We start from the raw sequence: 23,346 nt of genomic DNA, 5'->3' as shown, positions 1-23,346 counted from the left end.
CTAGACCAGGCTTAGAAGGTCCTAGGCTTAGAGGGTCTGGGTGGGGTATTCCACGGCCAGGGGCTCCGGAGCTGCCGGAGCGTTCTTTGCCTTCAGAGCTGCCAGGCGAGCGTCCAGCTCGGTGTCGCGCTCCATCTGGTCCAGGGTGTTGAACTGAGCGTCCAGGGAGGAAGCTGCCAGCTCCTGCTGACCGATGACGCGTGCCTCTTCGCGGCGAACCTTCTCTTCGAAGCGGCTCATCTCGCTGGTCGGGTCCAGAACGTCGAACGCCTTCAGAGCGTCGTTCACCTGGGTCTGAGCTGCTGCGGTCTTCTGACGTGCGGTCAGCTCATCGCGCTTGTACTTGACCTCTTCAAGCTTGGAGCGCATCTTCTCCAGGCCGTCCTTGAGCTGGTTGACAACCTGAGTCTGAGAAGCCAGCTGAGGCTCAACAGCCTGTGCAGCCTTCTCAGCCAGCAGCTGCTTGTTCAGCGCAATCTTGGCGAGGTTGTCGAACTTGTCAGCGTTGGCGGCGTCGCCAGCTGCGCGGAACTCATCAGCCTTGTTAGATGCTGCCAGAGCCTTGGTGCCCCACTCCTGAGCGGTCTTGACGTCCTCAGCGTGGTCCTTTTCGAGCAGTCGCAGGTTGCCGATGGTCTGTGCTACTGCAGCCTCCGCCTCGCGGATGTTGTTGGTGTAGTCACGAACCATCTGGTCCAGCATCTTCTCCGGGTCCTCGGCTGCATCAATCAGAGCGTTGATGTTTGCCTTAGCGAGCTGTGCAATACGGCCGAAGATGGTCTGCTTAGCCATAATCTCCTACTTTCTGTTCCACGGGCTGCGGGGGAGCACTACGCTCCTCGTGAGCCGTGCCCGTATAACTAATTATGTGGCAGATTTCTGGGTGCATGCTGTGAAAATGATGCACGCCTGATTTCTGCAACCTAAACTTTTGGTAAATTGCCTCGGGTACTTTCCGACTGGGGAAGAAAGCGGTGAGGTGAGCTACGCACCCCGCCGGTCAGACTGTAGAAAAACCTGCGAAAAACCGACCGGCAGGATTTGTAGCGTGGAGGCGGTTAGAAGCTACCGCCGTCACCGCCGCCGCTACCCCAATCGCCGCCACCGCCGCTGAAGCCGCCGCCCCAGCTGCCGCCGCTACTGCCGCCACTGCTGTGGCCGCCGCTGCTACCCCAGCTACTGGTGCCAGAGTTCATCGCGGTCATCAGAGCGCCCAGCAGCAGGCCCTTCGCCAGGTCACCGCCGAAGCTGCCGCCGCCGCGGTTGTTCTGGTTGTTGTAGTAGTTGCCGACCTCGCTCTGAGCGCGGTTCTGCGCGTCGGTCGCCTTCTGGATTGCCATGTTGGCTTCCTTCATGGCGTTCAGCGGATCCGAAGAAGCCAGGCGCTGAGCCTGACCCAGGTGACGCTCCGCCTCAGAAACAGCGGTCAGGGTCATCGGGCCGACCGCAGCACGGCGGTTATTGATGTAGCTACGCGCACCGTTCACCGCGGCGTAGGCAGAACGCATCGTACGATCCAGGTTCTGCGAAGCCGCACGAGAACGCTCGCGGGTAGCACGCATATTCGTCATGGCCTTATCCAGCTCAGCGGAGAGCTGACGCAGCTGGTTCGCCAGAGTCAGCGGGTCATTCGGGCGAGCCGAAGCGCTCTGGGTGACCTGGTTGAGCACCGCCTCCATACCGGCGGCGACCGCACCCAAATCATCGCGACGCTGAGAAGCAGCGAGGCTCTTTGCCTCCGCCACGTCACGCTGAATGCTCAGCAGATCGGTGCTCAGACCCAGCTGAGCCTGCTCCAGTTCCTGCGAACGGGTATTCACCGCCGCACCCAGAGCCTGAATCTGCGAGGCTGCTTCCTCTGCGGTGCGCAGGTGAGCAACCGCCTCCGAACGTGCCGTAGCAACGGTCGCCTGGGCCTTCTCAACCTCCGCAGCGCACAGCACCATGTTCGACTCCAGCAGGGTAGGAGTCTTCGAAATGGGCTCCAGGGCGCTGGGCAGGTAACGTTCCTTCAACGCGCGGTACTGGGCGGCAATCTCTTCCACCGAGGCACGCAGCTGCGGCAGGCGCTGAGCCAGAGCCTCAATAGCCTGCGGCGCCTCCTGCTCCAGGTTGCGCAACTGAGCCAGCTTAGCGTCCTGCTCCTGAGCAATACGGGTGACTTCCTGAGAGTTATCAATAATCTCAGTCAACCAGGCACGCTGCTCAGCCTCAGTATCCGGGATGCTATCGGTCAGAAGCTGCTGACGCTGGAAGGACTTACGCATCAGATCCTCAGCACGCGCAATCTCCTGAGCGAACTCAGCAACCTGCTGATCGCTGTACTGTGCGCGTGCAAAATCCAGTTCCTGCTTCGCGTGGCTCATCGTCGTATCAGCCTGCAGCAGGGCGCTACCGGCGCGAGTGCGTAGCTCCTCCAGCGGAACCTCCGGAATGGGGGAGTAGTTACGAGGCGCACCGTAGGAACGCTGAGGCTGCTGCTGAGCGTTCTTCTTCTTGCGGCGGCGGTACATCGCGTAACCGCCAGCACCCACGGTCGCCGCAGCACCCACACCGAGCACGCCGGTTACAACACCCGAAGAGCTACCGCCCTTCTGAGCCTCGATACCCTCAACCGCGGCAAGAGCCGCACCCGAATAATCGCTGTTCTGCAGCTTCGGCTTGATGTAGTTCTGGTACACCTTAGTCTGCTGATCGCTCGACAGGGTCTTCGTGCTACCCGCCAAGAAATACGCCTGGCGGCTTTCGGTAGCAATCACCAGCACCACATCGGCAGAACCCCAGTTGTTCTTCGTAGCCAGGGCCTTGGTCCACGCCTGGGAACCCGAGGGGTTCTCAAACTTATCGATAACCACCACGTGCAAATCCACGTTGTGTTTCTTCGACAGAGCCGAAATCTTAGACTTCAGAGTAGCGGTATCACCCAAAGATTTCGTGGAATCGTACACCGTGGTGCCCGTAATCTGCATCGGGTCAGCAGCCTGCGCCGACGTGCTCAAAAATGCAGAACCAGCAGGCAAAACCACCGGGGCACAAGAAAGACCTGCCGCCAGCACTGTGGCACCCAAGATAGTGCGCAGGCGAGGGCGTGCGGGACGAATCTGACGCGCAAAGGCGTGCTCGGTCATGGTCTTTCCTCCGTTGTCGTGAAGTATGAACGGACCTGCACTTCACGGCGTGCTTGTTCAACGCACACCTTAGTGCTGGTCACATTATTAGTGTAGCGGTGGCACACGGGCACAACGGCACAGATACGAGAATATTGCGCCGCTGTTTGCCGACCGTTTACCGACTTCCCAGGCTTTATACAGGAAAGCCGGTATATAGGAAAGCCGGGGTCTAGCCTCACACCAGACCCCGGCCCACCGGCTATTCAGCTAGTTAGCGTCGACGCGCAATCTGCAGATTGCTCATCAGATGCTCCACCACCTCCGCGGCATCAACATCGTGGATACTCTGTGCTACGCCGTTCACCACCTGCACCCGCGACGACGAGGCGAACATCCAGCCCAAGAACTGCACCGTATTCAGCAACCTAGAACTGCGTTCTGCCTGCTTCCGCATCTGAGACCACAGGATGCGGGGGACAGGCACGTCACGGCCCCTATACTCCCGAGAGCTGGCACGAGCCTCCAGAAGCTCAGCGAGCGCCTCAATATTTTCGGTCAGCTCCTTCAAATCCTCATCCCCGGCAGAGGGGCCGACGTAATACCGCTCGACCAGGCTCAAAGGCATGTAACCGCTACAGCTACTCACCCACGCCAGCTTCAACCGCAGATTCTGCAGGCGAAGCACCTGATGCAGAAGCCGCGAATGAGTGCGCAGCACCGACAGCGGCATGGGAGATAACTTCATCTCCTCCGAAAGCAGACCCTCGAAGGAGCCTTCCCCGGAAAACGCCTTATACGGATCCGAGACGCCCGTCAGAAGCACTGGTCCCTCGTAGTGGACGAACGCCAGAACCTCGGGAACACTCGAGAGGGAACGGATGCGCTCGCCAATGGTCGGCAGATCCTCCCCCTCGGGGGCGTACTGTTCACGGCTGAACATCAACGTCTGGATAGGCAGCTCAGCAAGGTCGGGCGAGTCATGAGCAAGCGCCCGCAAATCGGTCACAATCTCCGCCAGAACGCCCTCCTGCTCAACCTGCAGAAGCTCCTGGAGAAGCTCAATGACGGCCTGCGCCTGCAGGCTCAAGACCGCGGCGCAGAACTCCGCATCTTGAAGCTCAAGACGCACCTTCTCCAGGCGCTCTTCCAGCGTGGACTGCACGCCCTTGAGCTCAAACTCGCTCAGCTGCTCAGGGCGGAGCATACGGTGCACACCGTCCTCGCCAGTGCGGTAGAAAAGTTCGCTAAACTCTAGCGTAGACTGAACGCCCCTCAACGCCCGCTCTCGCAACTCGGGCAGAACGTCAAAGGCGACTTCGGTCATCTCATTCCAGACCTTGCCCTCATCGATCTTCGAATCCTTGCGGGCAGTCTTCTTCCAGGTTTCGGCAAGCTGCATAGCGCGGTCAAATTCGCTCAGCTCCACAAAAGCCGCCAGCTTCTGGGCGCTCTCACGCAGATAACGCACCGCGTACAGGCGGTCGCTCAAAGAATCCGGGAGGGCATCCTCCAGCAGACGCCACCGGAAGGTACGCTCAAAGCACTGCTCCGTCAGGTCAATGATGGTGGCGCTCAGCGAGAGTGCATGATCACGGGCAAAAGCGAAAGAGCCCGGCGCCTCCGCCAGACGAGGAAGGGACGTATAGAACTCCAACGCCCCGCTCAGCTTTAGCCGAGACTTCCGGATGGTCTCTTCCAGCTCGGCGGCAAGCACCGCGCGGTCAGCCTGGGCAGTATCCTTGAAACTGTGTAGCGGAGAAACCTGTGCACGCTCCAGCGTCTGCAAGTTCATGACCGCACGCATGAGGTAGTTTTCCAGAATCCTGACCTGCTCCCAGCGCTGACGCTGATTCAGCGGAATATGATTCTCTTGCGTGCCGACCAGCAGATGCTGCGGCACACCGCTAATTGACGGCAGCGCAAAGACTTCATCCTCAGATTTACTGGCAGAAAGCACCATGGGGTAGCGGCTGCGCTGTGCGTTCTCTAGAGGGGGAATGAGCTTGAAGTTGGTGCTCAAAGAGAATGGGTCGGAGGGTGCCGGGTTACTCTTGGGAGTCTGCTGGGCGGCCTCCTGTTGCGGGCGCTTTTCAGGCTGCGCCGGGGTGTTCTGGGGCATGCTCTGTTGCTCCTGGCTTTCTGCTGAATGGTTCTGCCCCGAAGATGAGTCGGCGCTGCCCGCCTGCATTGGCTCCAGTGGGGACGGTGCCGCCACCGGCTGAGGAGGCTGAGGCGAGGGCGCCTGAATCTGCTGGGGGAGCGGGGACTGCGCCTGGGGCGTTGCAGATACCGGGGCCTGCGCGGGGTTCGGTACCTGGTTCTGAACAGGATCCTGCACCGACTGCTGATCGCTACTGCTGGGCTGTGCCGGCTTCGGCTGGTAGTGCATCGGGTAGCTCACCGCGCCCTGTACCTGCTGAGGCGGCATCTGCTGAGGCGGCATCTGCTGATTGGATACCTGCTGATTCATCGCCTGGTTCTGCTGCTGCTGTTGCAATACCTGCCGCCTAATCTCACGCGCGCGACGGCGCGACGGGCTCAACGACGCAAACAACGCCACCATCGCGCAGATCAGAACAAATATAAGCAACGCATACAGGCGGGTTGCGCCGTCCAGCGAAGACGCCACCGCCGGTAGGGTCGGCAGCGCGCCAAGAAGAGCGAAAACAGCAGAAATAATCCTCATGACTTCACCATAACCCAGCCAGCCACCTGCTGCTCGTAGCACCGTTGTCTTACCGCATGCTAAAAGGGAATAGCCGGGGTTCCGGGTACTCTCCGCCAGTGCTTTCCGCCAGTGCCTCCCGCACCAGCGTCACAGTTAAAAGACGATGCGGCGCAAGCCCTCATGCAGGGACCTACGCCGCATCAATCATCACTCAACTCACTATCACACCCGGGCCGGTCCTCACACCGACCCTTCGGGACATACTGGGGATTCTCACCCCTCCGGTGCAGGGCTCTCAACTCCTGCTCCGGAAAACTATCAAACTCTATGCGCTACCTACCGGCGGTCAATGCGTGGGTGGCAAGCGGCTGCGCCAGCTCGGAGGCCTTCTCTGCACGATGACGGCGGTACACCATTCCCGAGCAACAAGCCACAATACCCGCACCGATACCGATGGAGCTTGCCAAGACCGCACAGAAAATCAGGGTTCCGATCATCATGGGTTTCTCCTCGTGTTTGTCCTTTGCATTGGTTTTCGTTCCTATGTGTCTTCAACATTACGGACCGACTCTGTGCTGAAGCTGTGTATGCGGACGCATCATGCTGTGTAAACCGTGGAGAAAAACTGGGCGCTTTAAAAGAGAAGCCTGGGAGCGACGAAAAATAGCGAATAAAGCCCCAAAATAAACCAGCCGCCGCGTGAATCGCCGAGCACCTCAGACCGGCTAATCGGTACCAAATGAAGGGGGATGAGAAAAATTCCCAGGGAACTCCCCGAAAACCAACAGCGAAAAGATATCGAACGCCCTAAAACACCCTCTACAGTAGAAAGATAGCGTGCGCCCAGGGTGACGCATACGCACGACTTCTAGGAGAACTCATGACTCAAAACAACGGATGGTCTTACGGCGGCAATGATGGCGTCACGGACGCAACCCGTCCCATGCAGAACGTCAGCGGACAGGCAGGCTACCAGTCTGCAAACCAGCAGCAGGGTCAGAACGCATACCCGCAGGCATACGCTTCTCCCGGCTACACCTACCCCCAGGCAGCTGCCGCTCAGGTTGCTGCGGCACAGTCTGCACCCCAGGACACCAACAATAACAAGCGTTACGGCGCAGGTGTTGTGCTCACCGCAGCTCTGCTCGCAGCCCTCGTTGGCGGCGGCGTCGGTGCGGGCGTCGGAGGCGGCATCGCGGCATCGAACAACAGCTCCTCCAGCTCCTCCTCCCGCGGTTCCGTTAGCTCCAATATCAGCAACTCCTCCACCGTGGCAGGCGTAGCAGAAACCGCGAAGAAGGTCCTGCCCTCCACCGTGACTATTGTTGCTTCGAACGGTTCCTCCTCCGGCGGCGGTAGTGGCGTCATCCTCGACAAGGAAGGCCACATCCTCACCAACCACCACGTGGTCACCCTCGAATCTTCCAGGGAAGCATCCACCATTGAGGTGCGTCTGAGCGACGGCACCGTGCGCACCGCATCCGTGGTGGGCCTGGACGCAGCCGCTGACCTGGCGGTCCTGAAGATTAGCCCCTCCGGCCTGGACCTGCAGCCCATCGCCTGGGGCGACTCCTCCAAGCTGGTCTCCGGCGAGGCCGTGGTTGCCCTCGGCGCGCCGTATCGCCGTAGCGAATCGGTGACCGCCGGCGTAGTCTCGAACGTCAACCGTGTGCAGCCCGCTGATGCAAAGGGACAGAACTACATCCCCATGATTCAGGTTGATGTGCCCATCAACCACGGTAACTCCGGTGGCCCGCTGGTGAACCTCAAGGGCGAACTGGTCGGCATCAACGCACAGGGCCAGGCAAGCCAGGACGGTGGTGCCGCTGACGGTATGGCGTTCTCCATTACCTCCAACTACGCCAAGCGCATCTCCTCCGAGATCATCGCCAAGGGCAAAGCAACCCACGGCTACCTGGGCGCGAGCGTGAAGAACAGCCCCGCAGACACCGGTTCGGGCTCCTCCAAGCTCATCCCCGGTGGCGTTGAAATTGCCTCGGTGGAGTCTAATAGCCCCGCCGCAAAGGCAGGTCTGCGTGCCGGTGATGTGGTGCTTGAAGCCGACGGTCACGCCGTGAACAAGAGCGAAGAGCTCAACGGTACCGTTCGTGCCGCGGCGGCAGGCTCCGATCTGAAGCTGAAGGTTAAGCGCGGCTCCTCCACCCAGGACATCACCGTGACCCTGGGCGACGCCGACAGCCAGAAGTAAATAGCCAGAAGTAAAACGCCTCTCGCTTCTGAACGTTGAAGGGGCACGGCTGAGAATCACCCGCTCAGCCGACTCTACCGTTCAGCAGGACTAACCGCTCAGCAAGAGCGCAACATGGTGCATACAAAGAAAGCTCCCACCCCATATGCGGGGTGGGAGCTTTCGCTTTTAAAACTCTAGAATCACTGCTCGGCGCGGAGGGCTAGGACTCCTCAAGAATTGCCCGAACCCTACTCTGCAGCTGCGGAATCACCTGCTCCTCGAACCACGGATTCTTCGCCTGCCACCTAAAATTCAGCGGCGAAGGATGCACCAGCGGCAGGAACTTCGGAAGGTAAGACTCCCACGCACGAACCGTCTCCGTCAGGTTCTTCTGCGCCTTCGGGGCGTGCACACCATCCAGGTAATGCTTCTGAGAGTACGCGCCCACCAGCAGAATGAGCTGTACATCCGGCATGAGCTCGAGCAACTGGGGATGCCACTTCGGCGCGAAATCCTTACGCGGCGGGTTATCGCCGTGCGCGCCCTTACCGGGGTAGTAGAAATCCATCGGCAGCAGCGAAATCAGCTCGGGGTCGTAGAACTGCTCGTCCGTCACGCCCATCCACTCGCGCAGCTTCACACCACTCGGGTCATTCCACGGGATACGGCTCTCCTGCGCGGCACGCCCAGGCGCCTGACCAATCACCACGATGCGCGCCTTCGGGGACCCCGAATAAACCGGCTCCCAACCCTGCTCCGTGAACTCCCTATTCTGCGGATCCAGGCGAATCTGATCAGCCAGGGGAGGGGTGGTCTCCAGAATCTGCTGAACCAGAGGCTCCGGCAGATTATGGTGTGCAACAGCCATGCTAGATGGCGCCTCCCTCAAAACCGTTCTGACGCCACGCCTCAAAAATCGCAATGGACGCAGAATTAGCCAGGTTCAGCGAACGACGGCCCGGCTTCATCGGAATCTTCACACGCTCGGTCACATGCGGATCCTGCTGAACCTCAGCGGGCAGACCCACCGACTCCGGGCCAAACATGAACACATCACCGGGACGGTACTCAATATCCGCATACGACGTCGAAGCGGTCGTCGTGAACGCAAAAACACGCTCCGGAGCCAGAGCCTGCCACGCGTCCTCGAGGGTCTCGTGCACCGTCACCACCGCCAGGTCGTGATAATCCAGACCCGCACGGCGCAGATGCGCATCATCAAAGTTAAAGCCCAGCGGCTTCACCAGGTGCAGCTCAGCGCCAGTAATCGCCGCCAAACGGATAGCATTGCCGGTATTGCCCGGAATCTCAGGGGTATAGAAAAGAATCTTGAACACGTTCCTAAGTGTACCGCGCAGCCCCCGACCAGCCCGGAACAGCCCCCGACCAGCATTGAGCGTCCCGGGGCAGTAACGCTCGCCGACCCAGCCGCAGGTGAACACACCTAGAAGAGCACGGATAGAGCGCGATAAAATAAGCGAGGCGAAAAACCGCCAAACAACCCAGCAGGAGGAACCATGAGCGCAGAAACCAACCGTCAGAACGGCCGCGTCTACCTCGACCACGCCGCCACCACCGACGTACTGCCCGCCGCCATCGACGCCATGGTCGAACAGATGCGCAACGGCGGCAACCCCTCCTCCCTGCACGCCGTAGGACGCGACGCCCGCGCCACCGTCGAATATGCCCGCGAACGCATCGCCCGCGCTGTTGGAGCGGACCCCGCCGAGGTTATTTTCACCTCCGGCGGCACCGAGGCGGACAACCTCGCCGTCAAGGGCATCTACTGGAAGCGCCGCGAAGAAGACCCGCAGCGCACCCGAATTCTCGTCTCCTCCATTGAGCACCACGCCGTGGAAGAAACCTGCGAATGGCTCGAAAAGGCAGAAAGCGCACGGATTGAATGGATTCCCGTGGACGAACGCGGCCGCGTGAACCCGCAGACCGTTCGCGAGCTCATCGAAAAGAACCCCGAAGACGTTGCGCTCGTGACCGTCATGTGGGCGAACAACGAGGTCGGCACCGTACAGCCCATCCCCGAAATTGCCGCTATCGCCGCCGAATACGGCATTCCCGTGCACTCGGATGCGGTGCAGGCGTTCGGCGCGGTACCCATCGACTTCCACACCAGTGGCGTGGCGACCCTCGCAATCTCGGGCCACAAGATTGGTGGCCCCATGGGCATCGGCGCGCTGGTCGCAACCCGCGCCGTGCAACTGACCCCCGTGCTCCATGGAGGCGGCCAGGAACGCTCCGTGCGTTCCGGAACCATCGACGCACCCGCCATCGCGGGCTTCGCGGAAGCCGCCGTGCACTCGGTCGAGAACCTCCCCGAGGAATCCGCCCGCATCGCCGCCCTACGCAACGAGCTCGTCGCGGCAATTAGCGCACTCATCCCGCAGGCACACCTGAGCGGCGAAAACCCGCTCACCGAAGAATACCCCGGCCAGAAGCGCCTGCCCGGCAATGCCCACTTCACCTTCGAAAACGCCGAAGGCGACACCTTGCTCTTCCTGCTGGACATGCAGGGCATCAGCAGTTCCACCGGCTCCGCCTGCAACGCCGGGGTGACCCGCCCCTCCCACGTGCTCATGGCAATGGGCATGGACGAAGACACCGCCCGTAGCGCCCAGCGCTTCACCCTCGGCCACTCCACCACCGGAGCCGATATTGCGCGCCTCATTGCGGCACTACCCGCCGCCTACGAACAGGCCGCGAAAGCGGGATTGTCCTCGCAGCTGCCGGATGCCTCCCGCTGGCACTAGAAAACCACAAGAGAAGATACCAACCCGCTCTCAGCCTGCAATCTCAGCGTTCGCTGAGGGCGGGCTGAGGGTGCACTGCCCAATATCCCGCCTGGCCCCTGCGTACAATGGGTAGCTACAGTAACGGAAAGCGCGCCCGCACAGGGCACGCCCCGAATGTTCCTAGAGGCTCAACACAACAGAAGGATAGGCAGTGAAAATTCTTGCAGCTATGAGCGGCGGCGTTGACTCCGCAGTCGCCGCAGCCCGCGCCGTAGAAGCAGGACACGAAGTAGTCGGCGTTCACCTCGCCCTATCCCGCATGCCCGGCACCCTACGCACCGGCTCCCGCGGCTGCTGCACCCTCGAAGACTCCATGGATGCCCGCCGCGTCTGCTCCCAGCTGGGCATCCCCTTCTTCGTCTGGGACTTCTCCGAACGCTTCAAAGAAGACGTGGTCGACGACTTCATCTCCGAATACGAAGCCGGACGAACCCCCAACCCCTGCATGCGCTGCAACGAAAAGATCAAGTTCGCAGCGCTCCTCGAGCGTGCCCTCGCCCTCGGCTTCGACGCCGTGGTGACCGGCCACTACGCCCGCGTCATCACCACCGAAGACGGCAACCGCGAACTGCACCGCGCCGCCGACTGGGCGAAGGACCAGTCCTACGTGCTCGGCGTGCTCACCCACGAACAGCTCAAGCACGCCTGGTTCCCCCTGGCGGACACCCCCTCCAAGGCACAGGTGCGTGCGGAGGCGGCAGAACGCGGCTTCTCCGTGGCGAAGAAGCCGGACTCCTACGACATCTGCTTCATTCCCGAAGGCGATACCCGCGCCTGGCTGGGCGACCACATCAAGATGCGCCCCGGCCTCATCAAGGACACCCACGGTGAGGTGCTCGGCGAGCACCCCGGCGCGCAGGCGTACACCGTGGGCCAGCGCAAGGGCCTGGCTCTGGGCCGCCCCGCCGCCGACGGTAAGCCCCGCTTTGTGCTGGAGGTGCGCCCCAAGGAGAACGAAGTCATCGTCGGCTCCCGCGAGCTGCTTGCCGTGCACGAAATCCGTGGTATCCGCGCCACCTGGGCGGGCGTACCCGTGGAACAGGCGGCACGCTTCCTGGAAGAGCCCGCACAGCTGGGCGCTCGCAGTGAAGAGTTCGAGGTGACCGCACAGGTTCGCGCGCACGCCGACCCGGTCCGCGCCAAGGCGTACATGACCTGGGCACCCGACCCCGAAGCTGAAGAAGAAGGCGCACTGCGCCTAGAAACCGTAGTGCGCCTGCTGGACCCGCTCTCCGGCGTGGCACCGGGCCAGACCATGGTGCTCTACCAGGGCACCCGCGTGCTGGGCCAGTCCACCATCGCCCGCGCCTACTCACTGGACCGCGAAGATATTCAGGAAACCCTGAGCGCCAACTCCCAGCGATAGACACCCCGCGGATTGCCCCAACCACACCGCAACCGCATCGCATAGAAGACCACAAACGATCTGAGGAGAAACCGATGACCGCCGAGAACACGTCCTGCGAATTTGACCCCCACGCCACCTCCATGGGCGATGAAGTCGCACCGGAAGTCTACGAAGAGCTCTTCGCCATGCGCCGCTCCATCGACAACTTTGACGCAGCGCTGGTGCACATCCTCGCGGAGCGTTTTCAGGCAACTAAGCGCGTGGGCATCCTGAAGGCTAAGCACAACCTGCCCGCCGGCGACCCCGGTCGTGAAGAGGCACAGATCGCTCGCCTGCGTGCCATGGCGAAGGAATCCAGCTTGGACCCGGAGTTCGCGGAGAAGTTCCTGAACTTCATTATTTCTGAGGTGATTCGCCACCACGTGCGCATCGCAAACGAGCAGGCTGAGCAGGACGGCGAGGCAACCGAAGCTGAGAAGTCCGAAGGCTAGTAACGCGCTACTTTCGCGTCGCTACGTTTGAATTTGTACGTTATCTGATCCCTCTGGATAAACCCCTATGCCCGCTCATTCTTCCAACCGCCAGGCTGCCCGCACCGAACCTGTGCCGGAGCGCCTGCTCCTGCCCGGTGAGTACCGCGCCCCCGAGGGGGACGAGCTGACCGAACAGGACCTCGCCGCGCTCGCTACCGAGCGTCCGCTGGTACGTGCCAGCGGCCTGGGCGATTTTCCCGGTGACGATTTGGGCGAGGCGATGTCCCGTGTGGAGGGTGAGCTGGGTTCTCCACACCTGCCGTTCCTGCCGCATCTGCCGGCGCTGGGTTGGAAGAGCACCCCGCTGGCACGCACCCTGGCGGTGTGCGAGGGGCTTGCCTTTGACGGTGCCTCGTTTGGCTGGCGCATGGTGCATAGCGGCGGCAGGGGAGCGCGCGAGTCTGCCCTGGCGCAGGATCGTCTGCTCTCGGATATCAATCTCCTAGCTGATCGCGTGGGTGCGCAGAAGAAACGTTTTGGCTCCGGACAGGACACCGCCGCGGTGTATAAGATTCAGCTGGTTGGCCCGCTGACCCTTGCCGCCAGCATCTACCTGCCCGGCGGTGAGCGCGCTATCAGTGACGCGGGGGCGAGCCGTGACCTGCTGGAGTCTTTCCTGGAGGGCCTGGAACGCTGGGTGGATTCTCTACGTGAGGCTCTGCAGGCCCCGCGGGCGCTGATTGCCGTGCAGCTGGATGAATCGGAGTTTCAACGTCTGATGGAGGGCTCGATTCCTACGGTGAGTGGTTTCCGCTCCCTGTCGGCGTTGCAGCCTCACTACTATCAGCAGGTGTACCGCCGTGTGGCGGAGCGATTCGCTGAACTGAACCTGCAGCTCATCCTTGATGTGGACGGCACCGCGCTCAAGCCGGTGCAGGAGCTGAAGCTGCTGAGCCAGGCGCATCCTACCCTTGATGCTTTGGCGCTGGTGAAGGCGATGCAGGTTGAGGGCGCCGCCCCCTGCGCTTTGCTGTTGCACCCTGATCGCGCCCGCCTCAAGGGGCCCGGCACGCTGCAGGTTCCGCCGCTGAGTGACCCTCGTTCATGGGAACCCGTGGCGCAGCTTCTGGAGGCGCAGGCTCAGCTGTGGCTTCCGGTGGTGACCTCTGCGCGGGTGCCGGATCAGGTCCGCCGCCTGCATAGCCTGTGGCGTGAGGTTGGTCTTGAATCTGCCCAGCTGAGCGCGGTGGGTTTGATGCCTGATGAGCGTATTCAGCGGGGTTCCGCGTCTGCTGGGGCGGCTTCGGGTACGGTGAGTGTGCTGGATGCCACGGCTTCCCTGGCTCGTGTGACAGAGTGTGCCCGTGCTTTGGCTGAGCGCGCGGTATGATTAGAGAATCAGCATTTTTATGTAAGTATTTACGACATTTCTTTAGGGAGGTACTGTGAGCGCTAGCGATGCACACACCATTTTGGTGGTTGATGATGATGATGCTCTGGCGGAAATGATTGGCCTCGTGCTCGCGCAGGAGGGTTTCAACGCCGTTTTTTGCGAAAATGGTGCACGCGCTTTTGAAACTTTTATGCGTTCCACTCCCGATTTGGTGCTTTTGGATTTGATGCTTCCTGGCATGAACGGTATTGAAGTGTGCCAGCAAATTCGTCGTTCTTCTAATGTGCCGATTATTATGTTGACCGCTAAAAGCGACACTGAAGATGTTGTTAAGGGTCTTGAGGCTGGCGCTGATGATTACATTGCTAAGCCTTTTAAGCACGCTGAATTGTTGGCGCGTATTCGTACCCGTTTGCGTCCGCGTGAGAGCCGCCAGCTGGTGGTGTCTATTGGCGATATTGTCATGGATATGGACGGCCGTACCGTCAAGTACCACAGCACTGAGGTTCCGATGACTCCTCTGGAGTTTGACCTGTTGGCTGCGCTGGTGCGCCACCCGGGTCAGGCGTTGAGCCGTCAGGAACTGCTGGATATGGTCTGGGGTTACACTGATGTGAGCGATTCGCTGGTAAACGTGCACGTCCAGCGTTTGCGCGCTAAGTTTGATGAGCTGGGTGCGGATCGTTTTATCCAGACGGTCCGTGGCGTTGGCTATAAGATTCCGACCGAGCTGGTGGGATCTTCCGGTAGCTAATCGGAACCTATTCATAGGCGAAGGGATAACCTGATTGTCTGTTGCGAAGTCGAGCCATGAGCACGGCGCTTTGACGGCGGAGGCGGTAGCCTCCGCCTCTTCGCGTACCCGCACTTCCAAGCCGCGTAAGGCGAAAAAGCAGAGTAGTAGGAGCCTGATGCAGCGCGCTCAGCGTTTGTGGAAGGAATCTCTGCAGTTCCGTGCTTTGGGTACTGCGGGCATCATGATGTTCCTGAGCTTCTTGATGGTGGGTTGGTCCTTGTCGAGCCAGATTGCGACGAGTCTTTTTGAGAATCAGAAGGGTCAGGCGCTGGCGGAATCGGAGAGTGGTTTCCGTAACGTTCAGAGCGTGCTGGACTCCTCTGAGGCCCGTAGTGACAGCGAAATTCGCCGTAATGTGAGCCGTACCCTGACCGTGCTGGATGCGGGTAGCTCGGGTAAGCGCAATTGGATTCTTGTGCCTTTGGAAGGTCAAGGTAAGCAGGGTTTTATTCCTGAGCAGAGCAGTAATAATTCTTTGAATTCTTCGAGTATTCCGAATGATTTCAAACAAACTGTTCGCGATAAAGAGGGTATTTTCTGGCAGACGTCTACGGTGACTACTGTCGAAAATAATCGTGAGCGTACCTATCCGGTGCTTATTGTTGGTACACATATTTCTATTTCTCAGAACCCTAATTACGGTTTGTTCCTTGTGTACGATATGACGGATTCTTCCGCCACGATTGCGCATATTAACTTTGTTCTTTTTGGCGGTTTCTGCGCACTGCTTACTGTGGTGCTTTCTGTGGTGTGGATTGTGACTCGTTTTGTGGTCCGCCCGATTACGCAGACCGCTATTACGGCGGAGAAGCTGGCTGCTGGCGATCTGGATCAGCGTGTGTCTGTACACGGTGAGCACCAGGCGGCGCGTCTGGGCTATTCCTTCAACCTGATGGCTGACTCGCTGCAGGAGAAAATTGTTCAGCTGGAGCGTCTGTCGACTCTGCAGCAGCGATTCGTTTCTGACGTTTCGCACGAGTTGCGTACTCCGTTGTCGACGGTTCGTCTGGGTACGGAGCTTCTGTACGATACGCGTAACGAGATGGAGCGCACGCAGAGCCGCACCGTGGAGCTTCTGCACGATCAGGTGGATCGTTTCCAGTCGATGCTTTCTGACCTGCTGGAGATTTCTCGTTTCGATGCCGGTAGCGCAATGCTGACCATCGACACTGAAGACTTCATGCGTGTGCTGTCGAATATTCTGCAGGAGGCTCTGCCGCACCTGGAGCGCACGAATACTAAGCTGAACGTGCATACGAGCCATGAGAGCATCATGGTTGATATGGACCGCGTGCGTATTGAGCGTGTGCTCCGTAACCTGCTGTACAACGCGATTGAGCACGGCGAGTCCCGCCCGATTGACGTGTACGTGGGTGCGAATGCCACGAACCTGGGTGTTGCGGTGCGTGACCACGGTATCGGTCTGTCTGAGGATGAGGCTGTTCAGGTGTTCAACCGTTTCTGGCGTGCTGATACTTCACGTAAGCGCACCCTGGGCGGTACGGGTCTGGGGCTGTCGATTGCTGCTGAGGATGTGCGTCTGCACGGCGGCACGATTGAGGCGTGGGGCGAGAAGGGCCGCGGTGCCTGCTTCACGATAAACCTGCCGCTAATTCACGGTGCGCCTTTGGGCGAGTCGCCGGTTTTGGTGACGGGTGAGCCTGAGGTGAGTGCGCATCGTTCGGCGACCGCGAAGGATACGCTGCCCAATATTGCTCCTCGAGCGAACCTTGAGGGCGAGCTCTAAGGGGTTCAAACGGGGAGAGGCTTTAGGCTTCTGTCATATATCGGTGCGTTGGTGTTGCTCGGCTGTATTTACGCTTATCCTTGCGTATTTGCACTGTTCACCCAGTACAATCAATGCAGATATGTTTTCACGGTGTTGCTATTTCGCTGTGGTCATCTTTTCACCGTGTTGCGATGGCCTGCAACGGTAGTTGGCGATTGTTTGTCTTTGTTCGTAGAGGAAGGTTAAGACCTCCATGGCTCACAGGGCTATTGTTTCTCGACGCGCCGCGCTGTCTTGGGGCGCGGTGTCTTTGGCGACGCTCGTGAGCTCTTGCGCGGGTCTTCCTTCGAACGATCGAGTGACTCAGCACAGCAGCGGTCTGGACGTGAAGAGCGTTAATACTTCTCCGGCGCGTGCGCCGGGACCGCTGGCGGGTGCTACCCCCGAGGCGATTATTGAGGGCTTCGTGCGTGCTGGTGTGGATAGCATTGAGAATTATGCTGTGGCGCGCCAGTATTTGAGTTCTTCTTTTGCGCGCCGTTGGAATCCTATGGGTACGACTCGCGTGTACCGTAATACGGTGCAGCCTCGCAGTGACGATAGTGGAGCTGCCGAGGGTACCTACCATGTGCGTTTCCAGCAGACGGCGACTGTGAATAGTCAGGGTATTACGAGCACCTTCCCGGAGGCTCAGACTGAAACTCAGGACTTCACCATGGTTATGGAAGATAACCAGTGGCGTATTAGCTCCTGCCCGGATGGTCTGTGGCTGGATGGTGCCGAGTTTGAGCGCGTGTTTAGCCCGTGCCGCCTGTACTTCTATGATCGTGCGTTCCGTTATGCTGTGCCGGATATTCGTTGGTTCCCGCATACGGACCGCTATTTTGAGTTGCTGGTGCGTACGCTGATGGCTGGCCCGGCCTCCTACCTGAAGGATGTTGCGTTCTCGGCGTTGAACGAGTCGATGAGCCTTGAGACGGCGACCATGAGCGATAACCAGGATGTGCTGGTTCGTCTTTCGGGTGAGCACCTGGACGATAACCGTTTGGCGCGTGTGCGTGAGCAGATTATGCACGGTTTGGAGAACTTCTCCGGTCTGGGTAAGACCGAGGTGTTCTACAACGGTACTTTGATTCCTGAGAATGCACCGAGCGGCTTTTCTGCGGTGAAGCTGAACCCGGGTGTTCCTGCCCGCACGGTTGCTATTAATTCGAACGGCCAGATGGTGGCGCGTGATGACTACATGAGCAACGCGGGCGAGCAGCTGCTTCTGCGTGGCGTGAGCCAGTTGAGCTCCCCGGCGATGGGTTACACTGCGGATGTTTATGCATGCTTGGCGAATGATGCCGCGAGCCTGTACACGGTGTATCAGGGTACTGCCCGCCGCGTGTGGCAGAGTACCGCTCTGACTGCTCCGAGCTTTGATGCGTACGGTTGGGTGTGGGCTGCCGATGGTACGGGCGTTGTGCGTGCGTTCAAGCCGGACTCTGAGGACGCGAATGAGCGCGAGCGCGGCGTGGATATTGGTCTGTCGTGGCAGCGTAATTTGAGCTTTACGAGCGTGAACGTCTCTCACGATGGTGCGCGCATGGCGATTGTGGCGTCAACTGAGGGTGCGTCGGCTGTGATTATTTCCGGTATTGTGCGTGATGATGCCGGCAAGCCTCTGCGCCTGACGGAGATGGTTCGTCTGAGCTCTTCGGTGACTCCGCGTAATGCCCGTTGGGCTGGCGACCAGAGCGTCGTGGTGGTGAACGTGAAGAACGGTGAGTCTGAGGTGATTTCCCTCAGCGGTGAAGAGACGAAGCTGGACCGTCTGGATGGCGTGATGACCATTTCGACGGCGGATAATACGTCGAACATTATTGCCCACCGTTCTGACGGTTCGTGCTACCTGATGGAGGAGCGCGGCTGGATCCGTCTGGATACGACTCTGCACGAGATTAGTTACGCCGGTTAGCCTCGGGCACCGGGTATAGCGCGCGGAAAGGTTGCTTTCGGTGAGTTCAGAACAGCGTGGTTTGAACGAGCCCGTGAACGGGTCCCTGAGCAAGTCTCTGACCGGGCTTGCGGGTGCTCTCAAGAGCGCCGGCGGGTCTTTGGGTGAGGTTCTGATGCCGCGTACCTGCCCGTGCTGTGCGGTGCCGGTTGCCTATGGTGCAGGTTCGCCGCTGTGCGAGGCGTGTCTGCCGCAGCTGCATTCGGCGTTGGCTCGTGTGGAACAAGTACAGGTTCTGCAGCCTCTGTCTTCTGGCGACTGCGCTACTGGCGGAGGTGCCCCTGAGGTGCGTGCGGCATCCCGTTATGAGGGAATCATGCCGCGTGCGCTGTTGGCGTTGAAGAATGCCGGCCGCACCGATTTGTTGCCCCTGCTGGGCGAGGGTTTGGCGCGTAGCGTGTATGAGTTGCTACGCGCTCGCCGGGAGGAGCTTCAGGCTGAACCCGGTTCTTCTGCGCCGGTTGAGATTCTGTTGGTTCCGGCACCGTCGTCTGCGCAGAGTGTGCGCCGCCGCGGCTATGCGCCGGCGAATCTTTTGGTGCAGGAGGCGGTGCGTCAGCTCAATCGGCGTTTGCCTGCCTCGGTGCGGGTGCGCGCTGTGGACGTTATCGGGTACGTTCCTCGTAAACAGCGGGGGAGTGGCGCCTCCATTATTTCTGATGCGATTTCCGGTGCGCAGAACGAGCAGAAGGGCCTGGGTGCTGTGGGTCGTGCCGAGCGGATGCACGGTGCCTTGCGTGTCATGGAGCCCGCCCTGTGTTCGGGGCGGGTGAGCATTATCTGTGATGACGTGGTGACGACCGGTGCGACTGCCTCCGAGATGGTGCGCGTGCTGCAGGAGGCGGGTTCGCGGGTGCTGGGCGTGTGCGCCGTGGCGGCGGTACCGAAAAAAGCTCAGATGTAGCGTTTCTTGTAGTTAGTTGCAAGAGATACACGATTTTTAGCTGTTAAAGTTCGCAGACCGACGAATAGCTATTATTTGGGCTAAATATTTGTCATATCTAGTGATATAAACCATGTTTCGTACTAAAATAAATACAAGGGAACGGCATTGGAGTCGAACCCCCGTACCGGGTCCAACCGGACGCGGTATAAGCCCCCAACCTGGAGGGAATGATCGTGGAAGTCAACATCTACGGCCGCAATATCAAGGTCACCGAACGCCTGGAAGAATACGTGAACGACAAGGTTCAGAAGTTCGCGCAGCTCGGCGATAACGTGAAGGACATCGACGTCAAGTTCAGCAAGGACGGTCACCTGGGTGGCGAGTCCATCCGCGTTGAGATTACTGTTGTTGGTACCGGCCCTGTCCTCCGTTCCGAAGCCCAGGGTCACGACAAGTTCGCGGTCTTCGATGAAACCTACGGCAAGCTCTTGGAGCGTCTGCGCCGTGCACGTGACCGCCGCAAGCTGCACAAGCGCGGTGGCAAGCACCCCGTCTCCGTGGCGGACGCTACCGGCTCGATTCCCGTGGTTACCGAAGCAATTACCGAGATTCTGCTGCCGGATGTTCCGGTTGAAGAAGCAGCATTCGACAACAGCGAGGTCACCCTCGCCGACGAAGCCGCATCTCCCATCGAGATTCGCCACAAGAGCTTCAAGGGTGAGCGTCTGACTCCCGCAGAAGCTGTTGACCGTATGGAACTGGTCGGTCACGACTTCTACCTGTACATTGACAGCGAGACCGGCGCACCGGCTGCGGCATACCGCCGTAAGGGCTGGAGCTACGGCATCATTACTCTGGACAACGAGTAAAACTAACGTACCTGCTGAATGCTGAGGCGTAAGGCTCTTTAGAGGTCGTACTCAGCGAGCAGGCTCAAGACCCGGGTGGTCTGGGAACACACACCGTGTTTCTCCAGGCCCCCGGGTTTTTCTTTGCCTTCCACACATCTGTTTCTTTAGACGTTCCTTTAGACGGATGGGGCGGCTCCGCCTCAACCGGAAGGTGAAAGATTCGAGCGTCACCAAATGTCACCTCGTGGGCGCACAGCGTAAAAAAGAGCTCGGACGGGCGAATTAGGCGGCTCTGCCATACAATATGTAGGAAGGCCTCACCGCGCGCACTTTCGCGCGCCCTTGGTGAGGGTACCGAAACAAGCAAGGAGTAGAAGCTCAGTGGCATCTTTCTTGGAGAAAATCCTCCGAACCGGCGATAAGAGGGTTCTGCGACAGCTCGAAGCGTACACTAAGGCGGTGAACTCGCTCGAGGACAGTTTCTCATCGATGACCGATGAGGAACTGCGAGCGGAGACCGACAAGTTCCGCGAGCGCGTCAAGGACGGCGAATCCCTCGATATTCTGCTGCCGGAGGCCTTCGCGGTAGTCCGTGAAGCGTCCAAGCGCACCCTGGGCAAGCGCCACTACGACGTGCAGCTCATGGGTGGCGCTGCACTGCACCTGGGCAACATTGCCGAAATGAAGACCGGTGAGGGTAAGACCCTCGTCGCGACCCTGCCCGCATACCTGAACGCCCTGAGCGGCAAGGGCGTGCACATCGTGACCGTGAACGACTACCTGGCTGAGTACCAGGCGAACCTCATGGGTCGTGTGTTCCGCTTCCTGGGCATGGAGTGCGGCGTGATTCTGTCCTCCATGGAGCCGGACGAGCGTCGTAAGCAGTACGCCGCGGACATCACCTACGGTACGAACAACGAGTTTGGCTTCGACTACCTGCGTGACAACATGGCGTGGACCGTGGAGGAGCAGGTTCAGCGCGGCCACAACTTCGCCATTATCGATGAGGTCGACTCCATCCTGATTGATGAGGCACGTACCCCTCTGATCATTTCCGGCCCCGCAGCCGGTGAGGCGAACCGCTGGTACGCAGAGTTCGCGCGCATTGCCGCAACCCTGCTCAAGCGCGGTGAAGACTACGAAGTAGACGAGAAGAAGCGCACCGTCGGCATCCTCGAATCCGGCATTGACAAGGTGGAAGACCACCTGGGTGTGAAGAACCTCTACGAATCCAAGAACACCCCGCTCATTGGCTTCCTGAACAACTCCATCAAGGCGAAGGAGCTGTTCACCAACAACAAGGACTACGTGGTCATTGACGGCGAGGTCCTGATTGTTGACGAGCACACCGGTCGTATTCTGCCGGGCCGCCGCTACAACGACGGCATTCACCAGGCGATTGAGGCGAAGGAAGGCGTCGAAATCAAGCCTGAGAACCAGACCATGGCGACCGTGACTCTGCAGAACTACTTCCGCATGTACGACAAGCTGTCCGGCATGACCGGTACCGCGGAAACCGAAGCGGCAGAGTTCATGAACACCTACGAGCTCGGCGTGGTGCCCATCCCCACCAACAAGGGTGTGCAGCGCATCGACAACCCCGATAAGGTGTACCGCGACGAAATTGCCAAGTTCAAGGCGGTCGTCAAGGACATTAAGGAACGCCACGAGAAGGGCCAGCCGATTCTGGTTGGTACCGCAAGCGTGGAGAACTCCGAATACCTGTCCCGCCAGCTGGCGAAGGCTGGTGTGCGCCACGAGGTGCTGAACGCGAAGAACAACGAGCGTGAGGCAGCCATTGTTGCGCAGGCGGGCCGTAAGGGCGCCGTCACCGTGGCAACCAACATGGCTGGCCGTGGTACCGACATTATGCTCGGCGGTAACCCCGAATTTGAGGCCGTCGAGAAGATGCGTGAGCTCGGCCTGGACCCGAACACCAACTCCGAAGAATACGAGGCACGCTGGCCCGAGGTTCTGAAGGCCTGCGAAGACGCCGCTAAAGAAGAGCACGATGAAGTCACCAAGCTCGGTGGCCTGTACGTGCTCGGCACTGAGCGTCACGAGTCCCGCCGTATCGACAACCAGCTGCGCGGTCGTTCCGGCCGTCAGGGCGACCCGGGCGAGTCCCGCTTCTACCTGTCGCTGACCGACGAACTGATGCGCCTGTTCAACACCGGCATGGCAACCCGCCTCATGGCGGCAGCCCCCGAGGACTCCGCATTGGACTCCAAGATTGTCAGCCGCGCTATCGCTACCGCCCAGTCAAACGTTGAAGGCCGTAACGCTGAACAGCGTAAGAACGTGCTCAAGTATGACGACGTGCTCAACCGCCAGCGTGAAGCGATCTACAAGGACCGCGGTCGTATCCTGCACGGTGACGACCTGAAGGAACAGATTTCCGGTTTCGTGGACGAGGTGCTGACCACCATCATTGACGCCCGAGTCTCTGAAGGCCACGCCGAGGACTGGGACTTCGACGAGCTCTGGAGCGCCCTCAAGCAGGTGTACCCCATCTCCATTACCGTGGACGACCTCGCTGAAGACGCTGGCGACCGCACCAAGATCACTCGCGACCAGATCGTGAAGGAAGTTTTGGCGGACGCACACCTCATCTACGATGAGCGTGAGAAGGGCGTCGGCGAAGAGAGCATGCGCGAAATCGAACGCCGCGTCATGCTGTCCGTCATTGGCGAGCGCTGGCCCGAGCACCTGTACGAGATGGAATACCTCAAGGAAGGTATCGGTCTGCGTGCGATGGCTCAGCGTGACCCGCTGGTCGAGTACCAGCGTGAAGGCTACGACATGTACCAGGCGATGCTCGGCGCGGTCCGCGAAGAGACCGTGACCTACCTGTTCAACCTGGACCTGTCCAAGCAGCGTACTCAGGCTTCTGCCGTGCGCCTGGCTGAGCCTTCGCGCCCGAAGTTCCTGCAGTACTCCGCCCCCGATGAGGACGGCCACGAGCAGGTTCACGTTGAGCGCACCAAGGAAAGCTAGCCTCGGCGTAAACCCGAAAACGCTATAGACGCGCAGAGAGGGTGCGAATCCAATACCGGATTCGCACCCTCTCTGCGTGCCTCTGTATGTCTGAGGGT

At 59.8% G+C, this 23,346-nt stretch carries 17 protein-coding genes; 11 read left to right on the top strand and 6 right to left on the bottom strand.

Going from position 1 to position 23,346, the window contains the following annotated elements; translation table 11 throughout:
- Nucleotides 1-27 precede the first annotated feature (27 nt).
- The 4 genes from RQ593_RS07885 to RQ593_RS07870 form a co-directional block, all read right to left on the bottom strand.
- Nucleotides 28-792 carry a PspA/IM30 family protein gene (locus tag RQ593_RS07885; RefSeq protein WP_049354266.1) on the bottom strand — a complete coding sequence of 255 codons (765 nt, stop codon included), beginning with the start codon at nt 790-792 and terminating at the stop codon, nt 28-30.
- A 266-nt stretch (nt 793-1,058) separates the two neighbouring features.
- On the bottom strand, nt 1,059-3,128 hold the full coding sequence (locus tag RQ593_RS07880) for a TPM domain-containing protein (RefSeq protein WP_311450260.1): 2,070 nt from the start codon (nt 3,126-3,128) through the stop codon (nt 1,059-1,061).
- A 253-nt stretch (nt 3,129-3,381) separates the two neighbouring features.
- Nucleotides 3,382-5,838: a non-ribosomal peptide synthetase subunit gene (locus RQ593_RS07875; RefSeq protein ID WP_311450259.1), complete on the bottom strand. Its 2,457-nt coding sequence runs from the start codon at nt 5,836-5,838 to the stop codon at nt 3,382-3,384.
- Between the two features lie 272 nt (nt 5,839-6,110).
- Nucleotides 6,111-6,278, bottom strand: coding sequence for a hypothetical protein (locus tag RQ593_RS07870; protein WP_168167599.1), 168 nt, complete (start codon nt 6,276-6,278; stop codon nt 6,111-6,113).
- Nucleotides 6,279-6,658: 380 nt separating this feature from the next.
- Here RQ593_RS07870 and RQ593_RS07865 point away from each other — a divergent pair, with 380 nt between their 5' ends.
- Nucleotides 6,659-7,987 carry a S1C family serine protease gene (locus RQ593_RS07865; protein ID WP_298699045.1) on the top strand — a complete coding sequence of 443 codons (1,329 nt, stop codon included), beginning with the start codon at nt 6,659-6,661 and terminating at the stop codon, nt 7,985-7,987.
- A gap of 202 nt (nt 7,988-8,189) precedes the next feature.
- Here the strand turns inward: RQ593_RS07865 and RQ593_RS07860 are convergent, their stop codons facing one another.
- A complete protein-coding gene (locus tag RQ593_RS07860; RefSeq protein ID WP_311450258.1) occupies nt 8,190-8,837 on the bottom strand; it encodes a uracil-DNA glycosylase family protein in 648 nt (215 codons plus the stop codon).
- 1 nt (nt 8,838) lies between these two features.
- The gene (locus RQ593_RS07855) at nt 8,839-9,306 is read right to left on the bottom strand and encodes a tRNA (cytidine(34)-2'-O)-methyltransferase (RefSeq protein ID WP_044145784.1); all 468 of its coding nucleotides are present in this window, start codon (nt 9,304-9,306) and stop codon (nt 8,839-8,841) included.
- Nucleotides 9,307-9,486: 180 nt separating this feature from the next.
- Here RQ593_RS07855 and RQ593_RS07850 point away from each other — a divergent pair, with 180 nt between their 5' ends.
- The 10 genes from RQ593_RS07850 to secA all read left to right on the top strand — a co-directional run bounded on the left by RQ593_RS07850 (nt 9,487) and on the right by secA (nt 23,248).
- Entirely contained in the window at nt 9,487-10,734 is a 1,248-nt protein-coding gene (locus RQ593_RS07850; RefSeq protein ID WP_311450257.1) for a cysteine desulfurase family protein, read from the top strand.
- 193 nt (nt 10,735-10,927) lie between these two features.
- Entirely contained in the window at nt 10,928-12,142 is a 1,215-nt protein-coding gene (gene mnmA, locus RQ593_RS07845) for a tRNA 2-thiouridine(34) synthase MnmA (RefSeq protein WP_311450256.1), read from the top strand.
- Between the two features lie 74 nt (nt 12,143-12,216).
- On the top strand, nt 12,217-12,615 hold the full coding sequence (locus RQ593_RS07840; protein WP_070634482.1) for a chorismate mutase: 399 nt from the start codon (nt 12,217-12,219) through the stop codon (nt 12,613-12,615).
- A gap of 67 nt (nt 12,616-12,682) precedes the next feature.
- A complete protein-coding gene (locus RQ593_RS07835; protein WP_311450255.1) occupies nt 12,683-13,987 on the top strand; it encodes a methionine synthase in 1,305 nt (434 codons plus the stop codon).
- Between the two features lie 55 nt (nt 13,988-14,042).
- A complete protein-coding gene (gene mtrA / locus RQ593_RS07830) occupies nt 14,043-14,744 on the top strand; it encodes an MtrAB system response regulator MtrA (RefSeq protein WP_012903206.1) in 702 nt (233 codons plus the stop codon).
- A gap of 34 nt (nt 14,745-14,778) precedes the next feature.
- A complete protein-coding gene (gene mtrB / locus RQ593_RS07825; RefSeq protein ID WP_294627509.1) occupies nt 14,779-16,533 on the top strand; it encodes an MtrAB system histidine kinase MtrB in 1,755 nt (584 codons plus the stop codon).
- 235 nt (nt 16,534-16,768) lie between these two features.
- On the top strand, nt 16,769-18,475 hold the full coding sequence (locus RQ593_RS07820; protein ID WP_049354277.1) for an LpqB family beta-propeller domain-containing protein: 1,707 nt from the start codon (nt 16,769-16,771) through the stop codon (nt 18,473-18,475).
- A 40-nt stretch (nt 18,476-18,515) separates the two neighbouring features.
- Nucleotides 18,516-19,418 carry a ComF family protein gene (locus RQ593_RS07815; protein ID WP_311450254.1) on the top strand — a complete coding sequence of 301 codons (903 nt, stop codon included), beginning with the start codon at nt 18,516-18,518 and terminating at the stop codon, nt 19,416-19,418.
- 209 nt (nt 19,419-19,627) lie between these two features.
- Nucleotides 19,628-20,269 (top strand): ribosome hibernation-promoting factor, HPF/YfiA family, encoded by a 642-nt coding sequence (gene hpf / locus RQ593_RS07810; protein WP_012903212.1) that lies wholly within the window; start codon nt 19,628-19,630, stop codon nt 20,267-20,269.
- Nucleotides 20,270-20,632: 363 nt separating this feature from the next.
- Nucleotides 20,633-23,248: a preprotein translocase subunit SecA gene (gene secA, locus RQ593_RS07805; RefSeq protein WP_311450253.1), complete on the top strand. Its 2,616-nt coding sequence runs from the start codon at nt 20,633-20,635 to the stop codon at nt 23,246-23,248.
- The last annotated feature ends 98 nt before the right edge of the window (nt 23,249-23,346 follow it).

Origin of the sequence: uncultured Rothia sp. (genome assembly GCF_963507905.1) — a bacterium.
Taxonomy (GTDB): Bacteria; Actinomycetota; Actinomycetes; order Actinomycetales; family Micrococcaceae; genus Rothia.
Note: the sequence above shows the minus strand (reverse complement) of the source record. Positions and strands in the feature narration are given on the sequence as shown.

Bases quoted from the DNA above. Each gene is read 5' to 3' on its own strand.
- RQ593_RS07885 (WP_049354266.1), bottom strand. From the start codon at position 792: ATGGCTAAGCAGACCATCTTCGGCCGTATTGCACAGCTCGCTAAGGCA.
- RQ593_RS07835 (WP_311450255.1), top strand. From the start codon at position 12,683: ATGCCCGCTCATTCTTCCAACCGCCAGGCTGCCCGCACCGAACCTGTG.
- RQ593_RS07880 (WP_311450260.1), bottom strand. From the start codon at position 3,128: ATGACCGAGCACGCCTTTGCGCGTCAGATTCGTCCCGCACGCCCTCGC.
- hpf (WP_012903212.1), top strand. From the start codon at position 19,628: ATGATCGTGGAAGTCAACATCTACGGCCGCAATATCAAGGTCACCGAA.
- RQ593_RS07870 (WP_168167599.1), bottom strand. From the start codon at position 6,278: ATGATGATCGGAACCCTGATTTTCTGTGCGGTCTTGGCAAGCTCCATC.
- RQ593_RS07820 (WP_049354277.1), top strand. From the start codon at position 16,769: ATGGCTCACAGGGCTATTGTTTCTCGACGCGCCGCGCTGTCTTGGGGC.
- RQ593_RS07850 (WP_311450257.1), top strand. From the start codon at position 9,487: ATGAGCGCAGAAACCAACCGTCAGAACGGCCGCGTCTACCTCGACCAC.
- RQ593_RS07860 (WP_311450258.1), bottom strand. From the start codon at position 8,837: ATGGCTGTTGCACACCATAATCTGCCGGAGCCTCTGGTTCAGCAGATT.
- RQ593_RS07840 (WP_070634482.1), top strand. From the start codon at position 12,217: ATGACCGCCGAGAACACGTCCTGCGAATTTGACCCCCACGCCACCTCC.
- RQ593_RS07865 (WP_298699045.1), top strand. From the start codon at position 6,659: ATGACTCAAAACAACGGATGGTCTTACGGCGGCAATGATGGCGTCACG.